The following is a 15,441-nucleotide window of genomic DNA, read 5'->3' on the forward strand; positions in this document are numbered from 1 at the left end:
GTGAAGACGACCGAGACCTCTCCCGCGGGCACCGCGGAACCCCTGCACGAGATGAAGGCCGCTCCGCCCGGCGCGGGGCCGGGGAAGGGCGGCGGGCGGGGCCGCGGCAGGGTCCTCAACGCCTTCTCGCACGGCGTGCTGGTCCTGTGGGCCTTCATGGTCGTCATGCCGCTGCTGTGGGCGGTGATGACGTCCTTCAAGGACGACAACGCGATCTTCAGCTCGCCGTGGGCGCTGCCGGACCGGCTCCACTTCGAGAACTGGTCCCGCGCCTGGAGCCAGGCGCATATGAGCGACTACTTCCTGAACACGGTCCTGGTGGTCGCCGGCTCCCTCGCGGGCACCCTGCTGCTGGGCTCGATGGCGGCGTACGTGCTGGCCCGGTTCGACTTCCCCGGGAACCGCTTCCTCTACTTCCTCTTCATCGGGGGGATGAGCTTCCCGATCATGCTGGCGCTGGTCCCGCTGTTCTTCGTCATGAACAACATTCAGCTCCTGAACACCATCCACGGCCTGATCCTGGTGTACATCGCCTACTCGCTGCCGTTCACCGTGTTCTTCCTGACCGCCTTCTTCCGTACGCTGCCGACCTCGGTGGCCGAGGCGGCGCTGATCGACGGGGCCTCGCACACCCGGACGTTCTTCCAGGTCATGCTGCCGATGGCCAAGCCCGGACTGATCAGCGTCGGGATCTTCAACTTCCTCGGCCAGTGGAACCAGTACATGCTGCCGACGGTGCTCAACACCGAGCCGGAGCACAAGGTGCTCTCCCAGGGCCTGGTGCAGCTGGCCGTCAGCCAGGGGTACAAGGGCGACTGGTCCGGCCTGTTCGCGGGCCTGGTGATGGCGATGCTGCCGGTGCTCGCCGCGTACGTCGTCTTCCAGCGCCAGGTCGTCGCGGGCCTCACGGCGGGCGCCCTGAAGTAGCCCGCGCCCGCTCCGCCGCCGCCCCCGTACCCTCCGCCGTACCGCCCGCCGAACCGCCCCCGTACCGCCCGCCGGCACCCCCGGCGGGCGGTACGCGCATGAGAACGGAAGAGGCCGGGCTTTCGCTCAGGTCTTGACGGAGAGGTGCCCGAAAGGCTCCCCTTGGAGTTCACATGTTGGAGTGAAGAGCAGGAGTGTGTGAGTCGATGGAGACTCCGGGGTCGCAGACATCTCTGCATCGGGCCAATCTCGAACGGGTCGTACGGGCCGTGCGCCTGGCCGGTTCGCTCACCCAGGCCGAGATCGCGAGGAGCACGGGCCTGTCCGCCGCCACCGTCTCCAACATCGTCCGGGAACTGAAGGAGGGCGGGACCGTCGAGGTCACCCCCACCTCCGCGGGCGGCCGCCGGGCCCGCAGCGTGTCGCTCAGCGGGGACGCCGGCATCGTCGTGGGCGTCGACTTCGGCCATACGCACCTGCGCGTCGCCATCGGCAACCTGGCCCACCAGGTCCTCGCCGAGGAGTCCGAGCCGCTCGATGTGGACGCCTCCTCCGCCCAGGGCTTCGACCGGGCCGAACTGCTGGTCAAACGGCTCATCGAGGCCACCGGCATCGGACCCGACAAGATCGTCGGGGTGGGTCTGGGCGTGCCCGGGCCGATCGACGTGGAGTCCGGCACCCTGGGCTCCACGGCGATCCTGCCGGGCTGGAGCGGCATCAACCCCAGCCAGGAGCTGTCCGGCCGGCTCGGCGTGCCCGTGTACGTCGACAACGACGCCAACCTCGGTGCGCTGGGCGAACTGGTCTGGGGGAGCGGCCGCGGGGTGAAGGACCTCGCCTACATCAAGGTCGCCAGCGGTGTCGGCGCCGGCCTCGTCATCGAGGGCCAGATCTACCGCGGACCCGGCGGCACGGCGGGGGAGATCGGGCACATCACCCTGGACGAGTCGGGACCGGTCTGCCGCTGCGGCAACCGGGGCTGCCTGGAGACGTTCGCGGCGGCCCGCTACGTACTGCCGCTGCTCCAGTCCAGCCACGGCCCTGACCTGACCATGGAGAAGGTCGTCCAGCTGGCGCGGGAGGGCGACCCGGGCTGCCGGCGGGTCGTCGCCGACGTCGGCCGGCACGTCGGCAGCGGCGTGGCCAACCTGTGCAACCTGCTGAATCCCAGCAGGGTGGTCCTGGGCGGCAGCCTCGCCGAGGCCGGGGAACTGGTGCTCGCGCCGATCCGCGAGTCCGTCTCCCGGTATGCCATCCCCAGCGCCGCCCGGCGGCTCTCCGTCCTCCCGGGGGCGCTCGGCGCCCGGGCCGAAGTGCTGGGGGCGCTGGCCCTCGTGCTCGGCGAAATGGGCGATTCGACCCTTCTCGACAGCTCGGTACCGGCCGGTACTCCTGCCTTCACTTAGATAACGAATGGCGACGTTGTCATCTCGTTAAGGATTTACTCCTTGACGCTGGCGTTACAGCCGAGTTGACTTCCAGCCACCTCGGCCGCAAGGACGCGGCCTCGTCAGGGAGGTTTCTGAATGAACACGCAGATGCGTCGCGTCGCCGTGGCCGTCACCGCGGCCGCGATGGCCGTGTCCCTCGCCGCCTGCGGCAGCGCCAAGGAGTCCGGTGACGCCGGCGCCAAGACCGGTACCGCCAAGGGCGACGAGCTCACCATCGGTCTCCTGCTCCCGGAGAACCAGACCGCGCGCTACGAGAAGTTCGACAAGCCGCTCATCGAGAAGAAGATCAGCGAGCTGACGAACGGCAAGGCGAAGGTCGTCTACGCCAACGCCAAGCAGGACGCGACGCTGCAGACGCAGCAGGTCGACACCATGATCACCAACAAGGTCGACGCGCTGATCGTCGACGCGGTGGACTCCAAGGCCATCGCCGGCGGCGTCAAGAAGGCGAAGGACGCGGGCATCCCGATCGTCGCCTACGACCGGCTCGCCGAAGGCCCCGTCGACGCCTACACCTCCTTCGACAACGAAGAGGTCGGCCGGGTCCAGGGCGAGGCCCTCCTCGAGGCGCTCGGCGACAAGGCCAAGAGCGGCCAGATCGTCATGATGAACGGCTCCGTCACCGACCCGAACGCCGCGCTCTTCAAGAAGGGCGCCCACTCCGTCCTCGACGGCAAGGTGAACGTCGGCAAGGAGTACGACACCAAGGAGTGGAAGCCGGAGAACGCCAACGCCAACATGGAGGCCGCGATCTCGGCCCTCGGCAAGGACAAGATCGTCGGCGTCTACTCCGCGAACGACGGCATGGCGGGCGGCATCATCACCGCCCTGAAGGCCGGCGGCTTCGACAAGCTCCCGCCGGTGACCGGTCAGGACGCCGAACTCGCCGGTGTGCAGCGCATCGTCGCGGGCGAGCAGTTCATGAGCATCTACAAGCCGTACGCGCCGGAGGCCGCCGCGGCCGCCGAGATGGCCGTCGCGCTCGCCAAGGGCCAGAGCCTCGACGCGATCGCCACGTCCAAGGTCGACAGCCCCACCACCAAGGGCATCCCGTCCGTGCTCGTCCCGGTCGTCTCCCTGACCAAGGACAACATCAAGGACTCGGTCATCAAGGACGGCGTCTACACCGCCGCCGACATCTGCACCCCGAAGTTCAAGGCCGCCTGCGACGCGATCGGCCTGAAGTAGCCACCACGTCCCCGAGGGACGCTCCCTGAAGCCTGGCCGGTGCCCCGCCCCCTCCCAGCCCCCGCTATCGGGGCGGGGCACCGGACAGAAACGCTTCTTCCAGCATCAGCTCAACCCTTCCGCGCCACCCCTCCGGCGCGGCATCCCGCCGGACAGGCGGCGAAGGAGATGGTTCACGTGTCCGCTACGCCCGTGCTGGCGTTGCGCGGGGTCTCCAAGCGGTTCGGTGCCGTTCAGGCGCTCACCGACGTAGAGCTTGAGGTCCACGCCGGTGAGGTCGTCGCCCTGGTGGGCGACAACGGCGCCGGAAAGTCCACTCTGGTCAAGACGATCGCCGGCGTGCACCCCATCGATGAGGGCGTCATCGAGTGGGAGGGCAGGGCCGTGTCCATCGGCAAGCCCCACGACGCCCAGAACCTGGGCATCGCGACCGTCTACCAGGACCTCGCGCTGTGCGACAACATCGACGTCGTCGGCAACCTGTACCTCGGCCGGGAGCTCCGCAAGCGCGGCGTCCTCGACGAGGTCGAGATGGAGCGCCGCTCCCGCGAGCTGCTGAGCACGCTGTCCATCCGCATCCCCAGCGTCCGCATCCCGATCGCCTCGCTCTCCGGCGGCCAGCGGCAGACCGTGGCCATCGCCCGCTCGATGCTCGGCGCCCCCAAGCTGGTCATCCTCGACGAGCCCACCGCGGCCCTCGGCGTCGAGCAGACCGCGCAGGTGCTCGACCTGGTCGAGCGCCTCCGGGAGCGCGGCCACGCCGTCATCCTCATCAGCCACAACATGGCCGATGTGAAGGCCGTCGCCGACACGGTGGCGGTGCTCCGGCTCGGCCGGAACAACGGGGTCTTCGACGTCAAGTCCACCTCGCAGGAAGAGATCATCTCCGCCATCACCGGCGCCACGGACAACGCCGTGACCCGTCGTGCGGCGCGCACCTCGGAGGCGCAGAAGTGAGCATCGACAAGACTCCGGCACCCGCCGGCGGCCGCCACCGGGTGGACAACCCGGACGCCGCGCACGACGCGGTCACCGCGGTCGACCCCCGGCTCCTGGTGCGCGAGCAGGGCCTCGGCGGCTACATCGCGGAGTTCAAGCGCAAGCTCCACGCCGGCGACCTGGGCTCCATCCCGGTCGTCATCGGCCTGATCCTGATCTGCGCGATCTTCCAGAGCCTGAACTCGCAGTTCCTCTCCGCGCAGAACCTCAGCAACATCGCCGTCACCATGGTCGCCACCGGCATGATGGCCGTCGGCATCATCTTCGTGCTGCTGCTCGGCGAGATCGACCTGTCGGTCGGCTCCGTCAGCGGCGTGTCCGGCGCGATCGTGGCCGTACTCAGCGTCACCCACGGGATGAACGAGTGGCTGGCCGTGCTGGTCGCCATCGCCGGCGGCGCGGTCATCGGCGCCCTGCACGGCTTCTTCTTCGCCCGGATCGGCGCCCCCGCCTTCGCCGTCACCCTGGCCGGGCTGCTGTTCTGGCTGGGCTTCATGCTCCAGCTCCTCGGCTCCCAGGGCACGATCAACCTGGACGGCGACGGCATCGTCGGCAAGCTGACCACGTACTACTTCTCCGACGTGGCCGCCGCCTACGGCCTCGCCGGACTGGCCGTCGCCGTGTTCTTCGTCTCGGCGGTCGCCGACACCCGCCGCCGCCAGGCGGCCGGCATCCCGTCCCGGCCGCTCGGCGACATCGTGTTCCGCACCCTGCTGCTCGCCGCCGTGTCCTTCGCCGCCGCGTACATGTTCAACCAGTACAAGGGCCTCCCGCTGGCCCTGGTGCTGTTCCTCGCGGTCCTGGTGACCACCGACTTCGTCCTGCGGCGCACCGCCTACGGACGCAAGATCTTCGCCCTCGGCGGCAGCGTCGAGGCGTCCCGCCGCGCCGGCATCAACGTCACCGCGGTGCGGATCTCGGTCTTCGCCATCGCCGGCACCTTCGCGGCCGTCGGCGGCCTGTTCTGGGCCTCCAAGATCGCCGCCGCCAACCAGAGCGCCGGCGCCGGCGACCTGCTGATGAACGTCATCGCGGCGGCCGTCATCGGCGGCACCAGCCTCTTCGGCGGCCGCGGCCGCACCTGGAACGCGCTGCTCGGCGTCATGGTGATCGTCTCGATCCAGTACGGGCTCGCGCTGGAGGGCATCGCCACCCCGATCCAGTACATGATCACCGGCGGGGTGCTCCTCGCCACCGTCGTGATCGACTCGGTCACGCGCAAGACGCAGAAGACCGCCGGCCGCGCATAGCGGCCACCCACGGGCAGTGCCCGGCGCCGGAACCGGCGCCGGGCACTGCCGCGTGTTTCCCCCAGGGGCGGGCAGCCGTACGCAAGGGCCCCCGTGTCGTCCGAAGGAGTGACGCGCAAGGCACCGCCCGATGACAGCCGCCGGGAGCGGAACATTAGACTCGACAAAATCGGCAAGCTCGACCAGCTCGAACGCAAGGAGGCACGGTGACGCAGCCGCGCGTAGCGCGTCGTTCAAATGTGGCGGTGGGCGACGGGTGGGAGCTGCTTACCCGTATCAAGGGACCGCGCGATCTCGACCGGCTCGGCAAGGAGCAGCTCGACCTGCTGGCCGCGGAGATCCGCACCTTCCTCGTGGACGCCGTCTCCAAGACCGGCGGCCACCTCGGCCCCAACCTCGGCGTGGTCGAGCTGACCATCGCCCTGCACCGGGTCTTCGACTCACCGAAGGACAAGGTCCTCTTCGACACCGGCCACCAGAGCTACGTCCACAAGCTGCTCACCGGCCGCCAGGACTTCTCCCGGCTCCGGGCCAAGGGCGGCCTGTCCGGCTACCCCTCGCGCGCCGAGTCCGAGCACGACGTCATCGAGAACTCGCACGCCTCGACGGTCCTCGGCTGGGCCGACGGCCTCGCCAAGGCCAACCAGGTGCTGGGGAAGGACGACCACGTCGTCGCCGTCATCGGTGACGGCGCCCTCACCGGCGGCATGGCCTGGGAGGCGCTGAACAACATCGCCGACGCCAAGGACCGCCCGCTCGTCATCGTCGTCAACGACAACGAGCGCTCCTACGCCCCCACCATCGGCGGCCTCGCCAACCACCTGGCCACCCTGCGCACCACCGACGGCTACGAGCGCTTCCTCGCCCGCGGCAAGGACATCCTGGAGCGCACCCCCGTCGTCGGCAGGCCCCTCTACGAGACCCTGCACGGCGCCAAGAAGGGCCTCAAGGACTTCATCGCCCCGCAGGGCATGTTCGAGGACCTCGGCCTGAAGTACGTCGGCCCCATCGACGGCCACGACATCGAGGCCATGGAGTCCGCGCTGACCCGCGCCAAGCGGTTCGGCGGCCCCGTCATCGTCCACTGCCTGACCGAGAAGGGCCGCGGCTACCAGCACGCGGAGCAGGACGAGGCCGACCGCTTCCACGGCATCGGCCCGATCCACCCCGACACCGGACTGCCGGTGAAGACCGCCGCGGCCAGCTGGACCTCCGTCTTCGGCGACGAGATGGTCAAGCTCGGCCGGGAGCGCGAGGACGTCGTCGCCATCACCGCGGCGATGCTCCAGCCCGTCGGCCTGAAGAAGTTCGCCGAGACCTTCCCCGAGCGCGTGTTCGACGTCGGTATCGCCGAGCAGCACGCGGCGACCTCCGCGGCCGGACTCGCCACCGGCGGGCTCCACCCGGTCTTCGCCGTCTACGCCACGTTCCTCAACCGCGCCTTCGACCAGGTACTGATGGACGTCGCCCTGCACAAGTGCGGAGTGACCTTCGTCCTGGACCGGGCCGGCGTCACCGGCGACGACGGCGCCTCCCACAACGGCATGTGGGACATGTCGATCCTCCAGGTCGTCCCCACCCTGCGGATGGCCGCACCACGCGACGCCGAACAGCTCCGCGCCCAGCTCCGCGAGGCCGTCGAGGTCGACGACGCGCCGACCGTGGTCCGCTACTCCAAGGGCGTGGTCGGCCCCGCCGTCCCCGCCGTCGGCCGGATCGGCGGCATGGACGTCCTGCGCGAGCCCGGCACCGGCACCCACGGCCCTTCGGGCACGGGGGACACCCCCAGGCCCGACGTCCTCCTCGTCTCGGTCGGCGCACTCGCGCCGATGTGCCTGGAGATCGCCGGCCTCCTCGACAAGCAGGGCATCTCCACCACCGTCGTCGACCCCCGCTGGGTCAAGCCGGTCGACGAGGCCCTCCCCGCGCTCGCCGCCAAGCACCGCGTCGTCGTCACCGTCGAGGACAACGGCCGCGTCGGGGGTGTCGGCTCCGCCGTCGCCCAGGCGCTGCGCGACGCCGGGGTAGACCTGCCGCTGCGCGACTTCGGCATCCCGCCGCGCTTCCTCGACCACGCCTCCCGCAAGGAGGTCATGGCCGAGATCGGGCTGACCGCGCCGGACATCGCCCGCCAGGTCACCGGCCTCGTCGCCACGCTGGACGGCCGCCTCGACGACGAGCCCAGCAGGACCGCCGAGCCCGCGCGGGACTGATCCGCGCGCCGTCCGGCGCACGCACCGGCAGACCGATTGGACCGGTCGGAGTACCCGAAGAGGTTTCCGGCCGGTCCTTTCGTGTGAAACGCACTCCGTGGGCGGGCGAGGTCCCGCACCCCTCTCGATCATGGGTTGACGGCCATGGGTACGGAGGTACGCCGGTGAGCACACAGCAGCAGCCCCCCAGGAGCACCGGGGCGTTCCGGACCAAGACGGTCGAGCAGTCGATCCGGGACACGGAGGAGCCGGAGCACGCGCTCAGGAAGTCGCTCTCCGCCTGGGACCTGACCGTCTTCGGCGTCGGCGTCATCATCGGCACCGGCATCTTCGTGCTGACGGGCATCGCCGCCAAGGAGAACGCCGGCCCCGCCACCGCCCTGTCCTTCGTCGCCGCCGGCATCGTCTGCGCCCTCGCGGCGCTCTGCTACGCCGAGTTCGCGTCCACCGTGCCGGTGGCCGGCTCGGCGTACACCTTCTCGTACGCCTCGATCGGGGAACTCCCCGCCTGGATCATCGGCTGGGACCTGGTCCTGGAGTTCGCCCTCGGCACCGCGGTGGTGGCGGTCGGCTGGTCCGGCTACGTGCGCGCCCTGCTGGAGACCAACATCGGCCTGCAGATGCCCACGGCGCTCTCCGGGCCCGACGCGGGCGGCCACTTCGACCTGCTGGCCTTCCTGCTGATCCTGGCGCTCACCGCCGTGCTCGTCATCGGCATGAAGCTGTCCGCCCGCATCACCGCGATCGTCGTCGCGATCAAGGTCACCGTGGTGCTGCTGGTCATCGTCGCGGGGGCCTTCTTCATCAAGGCCGAGAACTACACCCCGTTCATCCCCCCGGCCGAGCCGCAGGAGACCGGCAGCGGCCTCACGGCGCCGCTGGTCCAGGTGCTGTTCGGCTACGAACCCACCAACTTCGGCGTCATGGGCATCTTCACCGCCGCCTCCATCGTGTTCTTCGCCTTCATCGGCTTCGACGTCGTCGCCACCGCCGCCGAGGAGACCCGCAACCCCCAGCGCGACATGCCGCGCGGCATCCTCGGCTCCCTGCTGATCTGCACCGTGCTGTACGTGGCCGTGACCCTCGTCGTCACCGGTATGCAGCGCTACACCGAGATGTCCGCGACCGCCCCGCTCGCCGACGCCTTCAAAGCCGTCGGCCAGCCCTTCTTCGCCGGCGCCATCAGCGTCGGCGCGGCCGTGGGGCTCATCACCGTCTGCATGATCCTGCTGCTGGGCCAGACCCGGGTGTTCTTCGCCATGAGCCGCGACGGACTGCTGCCGCGCTTCTTCTCCATCACCCACCCGAAGTTCCGGACACCCCACCGCGCGACCATCGTGCTCGGCGTGGCCATCGCGATCATCGCGGGCTTCACCAGCCTCCAGGCACTCGCCGCCCTGGTGAACATCGGCACGCTCTTCGCCTTCGTCATCGTGGCCCTCGGCGTCATCATCCTCCGCAACACCCGGCCCGACCTGCACCGCGCGTTCCGGACCCCCTGGGTGCCGGTACTGCCGGCCCTGTCCATCGCGGCGTCCCTCTGGCTGATGCTGAACCTCCCGGCCGAGACCTGGCTGCGGTTCGCCGTCTGGATGGCGCTGGGCGTGGTCGTCTACTACCTCTACGGCCGCTCCCACAGCCGCCTCGGCAAGCTCGGCAAGGGCGCCGAGTTCTAGATTCCGCACCGGGGGACCGGAGGACCGGGGGCGCCGGCAGGCACGCGGCCCCCGGCGGCGAGCCCGCCCACGACGCCACACGGCCCGGTATGCCCCCGTAACGGGACATACCGGGCCGTGTGGTGTGTGCGCCTGCTCGCCGAGCCACCGCCGTCACCGAGGTACGCCCGGGTCAGCCGCGGCGGACCGCCCGCGGACCCACGACCTCCGCCCCCAGGGCCTCCACCCGCTCCCGCAGCCCCCGGTCGGCGGTGACCACCACCGCGGAACGGCCCGCGTTCTCCCGGACCAGCTCCACGACGCGGTCGTCACCGCTGCCCGGCGCGTCCTCGACCCGCACGCCCGGGACGGACCCGACCCCCCTCGCCCGGCCCTCGACGACCAGGACCACCTCGACCGGACCGGGGCGCCCGGAGATACCCTCCTCGGCGAGCGGGACCAGTCCGTCGCGCAGCCGCTCGGCCGCGCCCCGGCGGTCACGCCACCACCCGTCCGGGACCGAACCGACCACGTTCGCGCCATCGACGATCAGGAGGAGGACCATGGCGGAAGCGTGTCACAGGACCGCTCCGCAGGCGTGCCGACCGGGGTGTCACCGGGTGTTATCGTCACGTAAATCAAGCGCTTGCACGGCGCTCGGGGAAGGTGGGCAACGGGCCATGTCATTGCGGTCTGCGCGGAGGTCGAAGCGTCGCACGGGCACCGCCCCCCAACCCGTGGGCGCCGAAGGCAGGCAGCGCAAGGCGGCCCGGGCCTCGGCCACACTGCCCGCCGACCCGTCGCTCCCGCCGACCGCCGGCTGGCTGCTGCGCGGCAAGGACGGGCGGCTGTCCGCGTACACACCGGCCGCCGACGGCGTGCTGCGCTGGACCGAGAAACGGCCGGGCGGGCCCGGGTGGACCGGCCCCGAACTGTTCCCGGCCCCCGGCATCCTGCCCTACCTGGCGATCGCCCAGGGCTCCGACGGCTATGTGCAGCTGGTCGGACTGCGCCGCACCCCGGTCGCCGGCGGCGAGGTCGCCACGGACGTGGTGCAGGCCATCCAGTACCAGTCCGGGCGCCCGATGCGGGACTGGTACGCGCTCGGCACCCCCTACGCCCAGGACCGCGGCCTCGCGGCGACCATAGGGCTCCCCGCGGCCGTGGTGGACGCGGAGGGCTCCCTCCACGTCTTCGTGCGCAACGCGGGCGGCGGCGTCTGCGGCCGGGCGCAGGTGCCGAACGGCAAATGGAACAAGTGGGCCGACCTCAAGGGCAGCGGGACGCTCGGCCTACCCGCCGCGTCGGTCACCGACCACGGGCTGATGGAGGTCCTCGCCCCGGCGGAGGACGCCGTGCTGCGGTGGGACCAGGAAACCCAGGGCGTGAAGTTCCGGCGCTCCGGCGACATCGCGTTCTCCGCCGCCGACGGCTCCGTCAGCTCGGAGCGCACCGGCCGCGAGCGGCTGACCCACTTCTGGCGCGACGCCGCCACGGGCGCCGTCCACGCCTGGCGCGAGGGCATGGCCGCCCCTGCGGCCCTCGGCGGGGAGGGCGGCTCCGGGCCGGTCGCCGTGCTCCGGACACCGGTCGACGGCCAGGACTGCACGATCCTGGCCCAGCGCGGCGCCGACGGCCGCCCGGCCCTCGCCGCGTACCCGACGGAGAAGGAGTCCGCGGGCCTCGACTGGACGCCCACGGGCGACCCCTGCGTCGGCGCCCCCGCCCTCGCCATCGACGGCACCGGCCGCGTCGTCCTCGCCGCGCTCGGCGGCGACGGCTCCCTGCGGGTGACGCGGCAGAAGTCCGAGTCCGGTCTGGCGATGGAGGCGTGGACGCGGGTGTGACGCCGTACGCGGGTGCGCTGCCGCCTCGGCCGGGCCCCGGCCGGTCGTGGCGACCGCGCGACCCGGCCGGTCGTGGCCCCCTGACTGTCGTGGCCCCGTGGACGGCCGGCCCGCGCGGGAACGCGCTACGGGAACGGGCCGTACGGGATCTCTCCCGTACGGCCCGTTCCCGTCTTCCCGGCTGTCGTCCCGGCCGTCTTCCCGCGCGTGTTCCCCTCGGACGGTGGCCGTGACCGGCGGCACGTCACGCGTCGACTGTCACACGCCACACGCCACACGCCGTAGGTCACCGGCCGCCCGTCACGCCTCAGACGGCGCGAGACGCCGAGCGCACCGTCACGCGGGGACGCTCGCCACGCCCTGCGCCAGGAACCGCTTGCCGTTGACACGCTCGCTGACGCCCTCGCGGTCCAGGTACGGCGTGATGCCGCCCAGGTGGAACGGCCAGCCGGCGCCGGTGATCAGGCAGAGGTCGACGTCCTGCGCCTCGGCGACGACACCCTCCTCCAGCATCAGCCCGATCTCCTGCGCCACCGCGTCCAGGACGCGGGCGCGGACCTGCTCCTCCGTCAGGACGCTGTCGCCCTGCTTCAGCAGCGCGGCGACCTCCGGGTCCAGCTCCGGCTTGCCGCTGTCGTAGACGTAGAAACCGCGCTTGCCGGCCTCGACGACCGCCTTCAGGTTCGGGGACACCGTGAAGCGCTCCGGGAAGGCGCGGTTCAGCGTCTCGGAGACATGCAGACCGATCGCCGGGCCGACCAGCTCCAGCAGCACCAGCGGCGACATCGGCAGACCGAGCGGCTCGATCGCCTTCTCGGCGGTGGCGACCGGGGTGCCCTCGTCGATGACGTTCTGGATCTCGCCCATGAAGCGGGTCAGGATGCGGTTCACGACGAACGCCGGGGCGTCCTTGGTGAGCACCGCGGTCTTCTTCAGCTTCTTGGCGACGGCGAAGGCCGTGGCCAGGGAGGCGTCGTCGGTCTGCTCGCCCCGGACGATCTCCAGCAGCGGCAGCACGGCGACCGGGTTGAAGAAGTGGAAGCCGACCACGCGCTCCGGGTGGCGGAGCTTCGAGGCCATCTCCGACACCGACAGCGAGGAGGTGTTGGTGGCGAGGATCGCGTGCGCCGGGGCGACGGCCTCGACCTCCGCGAACACCTTCTGCTTGACCGACATCTCCTCGAAGACGGCCTCGATGACGAAGTCCGCGTCCGCGAAGCCCGCGGCCTTGTCCAGGACACCGGTCACCAGCGCCTTGAGGCGGTTGGCCTTGTCCTGGTTGATACGGCCCTTGCCGAGCAGCTTCTCGATCTCGGCGTGGACATAGCCCACGCCCTTGTCGACGCGCTCCTGGTCGATGTCGGTGAGGACCACCGGCACCTCCAGGCGGCGCAGGAACAGCAGGGCCAGCTGGGAGGCCATCAGACCGGCGCCGACGACACCCACCTTGGTGACCGGGCGGGCCAGCGACTTGTCCGGCGCGCCGGCGGGGCGCTTGCCGCGCTTCTGCACCAGGTTGAACGCGTAGATCCCGGAACGCAGTTCGCCGCCCATGATGAGGTCGGCCAGCGCGGTGTCCTCGGCGTCGAAGCCCTTCTGCAGGTCGCCGTCCTTGGCCGCCTCGACGATGTCGAGGGCCCGGTAGGCGGCCGGCGCGGCGCCGTGCACCTTGGAGTCGGCGATGAACCGGCCCCTGGCGACGGCCTGGTCCCAGGCCTCGCCGCGGTCGATCTCGGGGCGCTCCACCACGATCTCGCCCTTGAGGACGGACGCGGTCCAGATCAGCGACTGCTCCAGGAAGTCCGCGCCCTCGAAGATCGCGTCGGCGATGCCCAGCTCGTGCACCTGGACGCCCTTGAGCTGCTTGTTCTGGTTGAGCGAGTTCTCGATGATCACCGAGACGGCGCGATCGGCCCCGATCAGGTTCGGCAGGATGGTGCAGCCGCCCCAGCCGGGGACCAGCCCGAGGAACACCTCGGGCAGCGAGAAGGCCGGCAGGGCCTTGGAGACCGTGCGGTACGAGCAGTGCAGACCGACCTCGACACCGCCGCCCATCGCCGCGCCGTTGTAGTACGCGAACGTCGGCACGCCCAGCGAGGACAGCCGCTTGAAGACGTCGTGGCCGCCCTTGCCGATGGCCAGCGCGTCCTCGTGCCGCTTCAGCAGCTCGACGCCCTTGAGGTCGGCGCCGACGGCGAAGATGAACGGCTTGCCGGTGATTCCGGCACCGACCACGGCGCCCTCGGACGCCTCCTTCTCCACCTGGTCGATCGCGGCGTTGAGGTTCGCCAGCGACTGCGGGCCGAACGTCGTCGGCTTGGTGTGGTCCAGGCCGTTGTCCAGCGTGATGAGGGCGAACCTGCCCGCGCCGCCGGGGAGGTCGAGGTGGCGCACGTGCGCCTGGGTGACGACCTCGTCCGGGAACAGCTCGGCCGCGCCCTTCAGGAGCTCAGCGGTGGTACTCACTTGTTGCCTCCGGCGTCCTTGTGGTGCGGGTTCTCCCAGATGACGGTGGCGCCCATGCCGAAGCCGACGCACATCGTGGTGAGGCCGTAGCGGACCTCCGGCTGCTCCTCGAACTGCCGCGCGAGCTGCGTCATCAGACGCACGCCCGACGACGCCAGCGGGTGGCCGAAGGCGATGGCGCCGCCGTACTGGTTGACGCGGGCGTCGTCGTCGGCGATGCCGTAGTGGTCGAGGAAGGCCAGCACCTGGACGGCGAAGGCCTCGTTGATCTCGAACAGGCCGATGTCCCCGATGGACAGCCCCGCCTGGGCCAGGGCCTTCTCCGTCGCCGGGATCGGGCCGTAGCCCATGACCTCGGGCTCGACTCCCGCGAAGGAGTACGACACCAGGCGCATCTTGACCGGCAGGCCGTTCTCGCGGGCGAAGTCCTCGGAGGCGATCAGCGAGGCGGTGGCGCCGTCGTTGAGGCCGGCGGCGTTGCCCGCGGTGACCCGGCCGTGGACGCGGAACGGCGTCTTCAGGCCCTGCAGGTTCTCCAGCGTGGTGCCCGGGCGCATAGGCTCGTCGGCGGTGACCAGACCCCAGCCGGTCTCACCGGCCTCCGGGTTGGTGCGGCGTACCGAGACCGGCACCAGGTCCTGCTGGATCTTGCCGTTGGCGTACGCCTTGGCGGCCTTCTCCTGCGAGCGGACGGCGTACTCGTCGGCGCGCTGCTTGGTGATGTGCGGGTAGCGGTCGTGCAGGTTCTCCGCCGTCATGCCCATGAAGAGGGCCGACTCGTCGACGAGCTTCTCCGACACGAAGCGCGGATTGGGGTCCACGCCCTCGCCCATCGGGTGGCGGCCCATGTGCTCGACGCCGCCGGCGACGGCGATGTCGTACGCACCGAAGGCGACGCTGCCCGCGACCGTGGTGACGGCGGTCAGCGCGCCGGCGCACATGCGGTCGATGGAGTAGCCCGGGACGGACTGCGGCAGGCCCGCGAGGATGCCGGCGGTGCGGCCGATCGTCAGACCCTGGTCGCCGATCTGCGTGGTCGCCGCGATGGCGACCTCGTCGATCTTCTTGGGGTCGAGGTCCGGGTTGCGGCGCAGCAGCTCCCGGATGGCCTTCACGACGAGATCGTCGGCACGGGTCTCGTGGTAGATGCCCTTCGGGCCCGCCTTGCCGAACGGGGTGCGGACGCCGTCGACGAAGACGACGTCCCTGACGGTACGAGGCACGATGGCTCTCCTCCAGGGTGCGGGGTGGCACTGCTGCGTGTCACGCGGCTAAGCGTGCGCTTGCTGCCCTCATGCTACTTGCGGGTAACAGGGTTGCCCACCCCTCGTCGCGGGAGCGGTGAACGTCACACACCACACGGTCGCGCCTGCCCGCCGTGCGAGGTTCCCGCCACGCCGACGCCTCCGTCGCCGGACGCCGCACCCCCGGCGCCGCAGCCCGGC

At 70.9% G+C, this 15,441-nt stretch carries 11 protein-coding genes; 8 read left to right on the forward strand and 3 right to left on the reverse strand.

Going from position 1 to position 15,441, the window contains the following annotated elements; genetic code table 11:
• From DDW44_RS24385 to DDW44_RS24415, 7 genes are all read left to right on the forward strand, one after another.
• On the forward strand, positions 1-927 hold the full coding sequence (locus DDW44_RS24385; protein ID WP_018888529.1) for a carbohydrate ABC transporter permease: 927 nt from the start codon (positions 1-3) through the stop codon (positions 925-927).
• A gap of 206 nt (positions 928-1,133) precedes the next feature.
• A complete protein-coding gene (locus tag DDW44_RS24390; protein ID WP_017944775.1) occupies positions 1,134-2,333 on the forward strand; it encodes an ROK family transcriptional regulator in 1,200 nt (399 codons plus the stop codon).
• Between the two features lie 120 nt (positions 2,334-2,453).
• Complete coding sequence (locus tag DDW44_RS24395) at positions 2,454-3,566, forward strand: substrate-binding domain-containing protein (protein ID WP_017944774.1); 1,113 nt, start codon at positions 2,454-2,456, stop codon at positions 3,564-3,566.
• A gap of 168 nt (positions 3,567-3,734) precedes the next feature.
• Positions 3,735-4,523, forward strand: a complete 789-nt coding sequence (locus DDW44_RS24400; protein ID WP_037733477.1) for an ATP-binding cassette domain-containing protein — start codon at positions 3,735-3,737, stop codon at positions 4,521-4,523.
• A complete protein-coding gene (locus tag DDW44_RS24405) occupies positions 4,520-5,815 on the forward strand; it encodes a sugar ABC transporter permease (protein ID WP_108907748.1) in 1,296 nt (431 codons plus the stop codon). The genes DDW44_RS24400 and DDW44_RS24405 overlap by 4 nt, the downstream gene beginning before the upstream one ends.
• Before the next feature lie 206 nt (positions 5,816-6,021).
• Complete coding sequence (gene dxs, locus DDW44_RS24410; RefSeq protein WP_240800779.1) at positions 6,022-8,028, forward strand: 1-deoxy-D-xylulose-5-phosphate synthase; 2,007 nt, start codon at positions 6,022-6,024, stop codon at positions 8,026-8,028.
• A gap of 164 nt (positions 8,029-8,192) precedes the next feature.
• Complete coding sequence (locus DDW44_RS24415) at positions 8,193-9,704, forward strand: amino acid permease (RefSeq protein WP_017944770.1); 1,512 nt, start codon at positions 8,193-8,195, stop codon at positions 9,702-9,704.
• Between the two features lie 172 nt (positions 9,705-9,876).
• Here the strand turns inward: DDW44_RS24415 and DDW44_RS24420 are convergent, their stop codons facing one another.
• Positions 9,877-10,248: a PIN domain-containing protein gene (locus DDW44_RS24420; RefSeq protein WP_108907750.1), complete on the reverse strand. Its 372-nt coding sequence runs from the start codon at positions 10,246-10,248 to the stop codon at positions 9,877-9,879.
• 172 nt (positions 10,249-10,420) lie between these two features.
• Between DDW44_RS24420 and DDW44_RS24425 the strand changes: the two genes are divergently transcribed.
• Positions 10,421-11,530 (forward strand): PLL family lectin, encoded by a 1,110-nt coding sequence (locus tag DDW44_RS24425; RefSeq protein WP_108907751.1) that lies wholly within the window; start codon positions 10,421-10,423, stop codon positions 11,528-11,530.
• 336 nt (positions 11,531-11,866) lie between these two features.
• Here the strand turns inward: DDW44_RS24425 and DDW44_RS24430 are convergent, their stop codons facing one another.
• Together DDW44_RS24430 and DDW44_RS24435 are read right to left on the reverse strand one after the other, a co-directional pair.
• A complete protein-coding gene (locus DDW44_RS24430; RefSeq protein WP_108907752.1) occupies positions 11,867-13,996 on the reverse strand; it encodes a 3-hydroxyacyl-CoA dehydrogenase NAD-binding domain-containing protein in 2,130 nt (709 codons plus the stop codon).
• Entirely contained in the window at positions 13,993-15,219 is a 1,227-nt protein-coding gene (locus DDW44_RS24435; RefSeq protein ID WP_017944766.1) for a thiolase family protein, read from the reverse strand. Before DDW44_RS24435 ends, DDW44_RS24430 begins: the two co-directional genes overlap by 4 nt.
• Between the last annotated feature and the right edge of the window lie 222 nt (positions 15,220-15,441).

Origin of the sequence: Streptomyces tirandamycinicus, assembly GCF_003097515.1 — a bacterium.
Lineage (GTDB): Bacteria > Actinomycetota > Actinomycetes > Streptomycetales > Streptomycetaceae > Streptomyces > Streptomyces tirandamycinicus.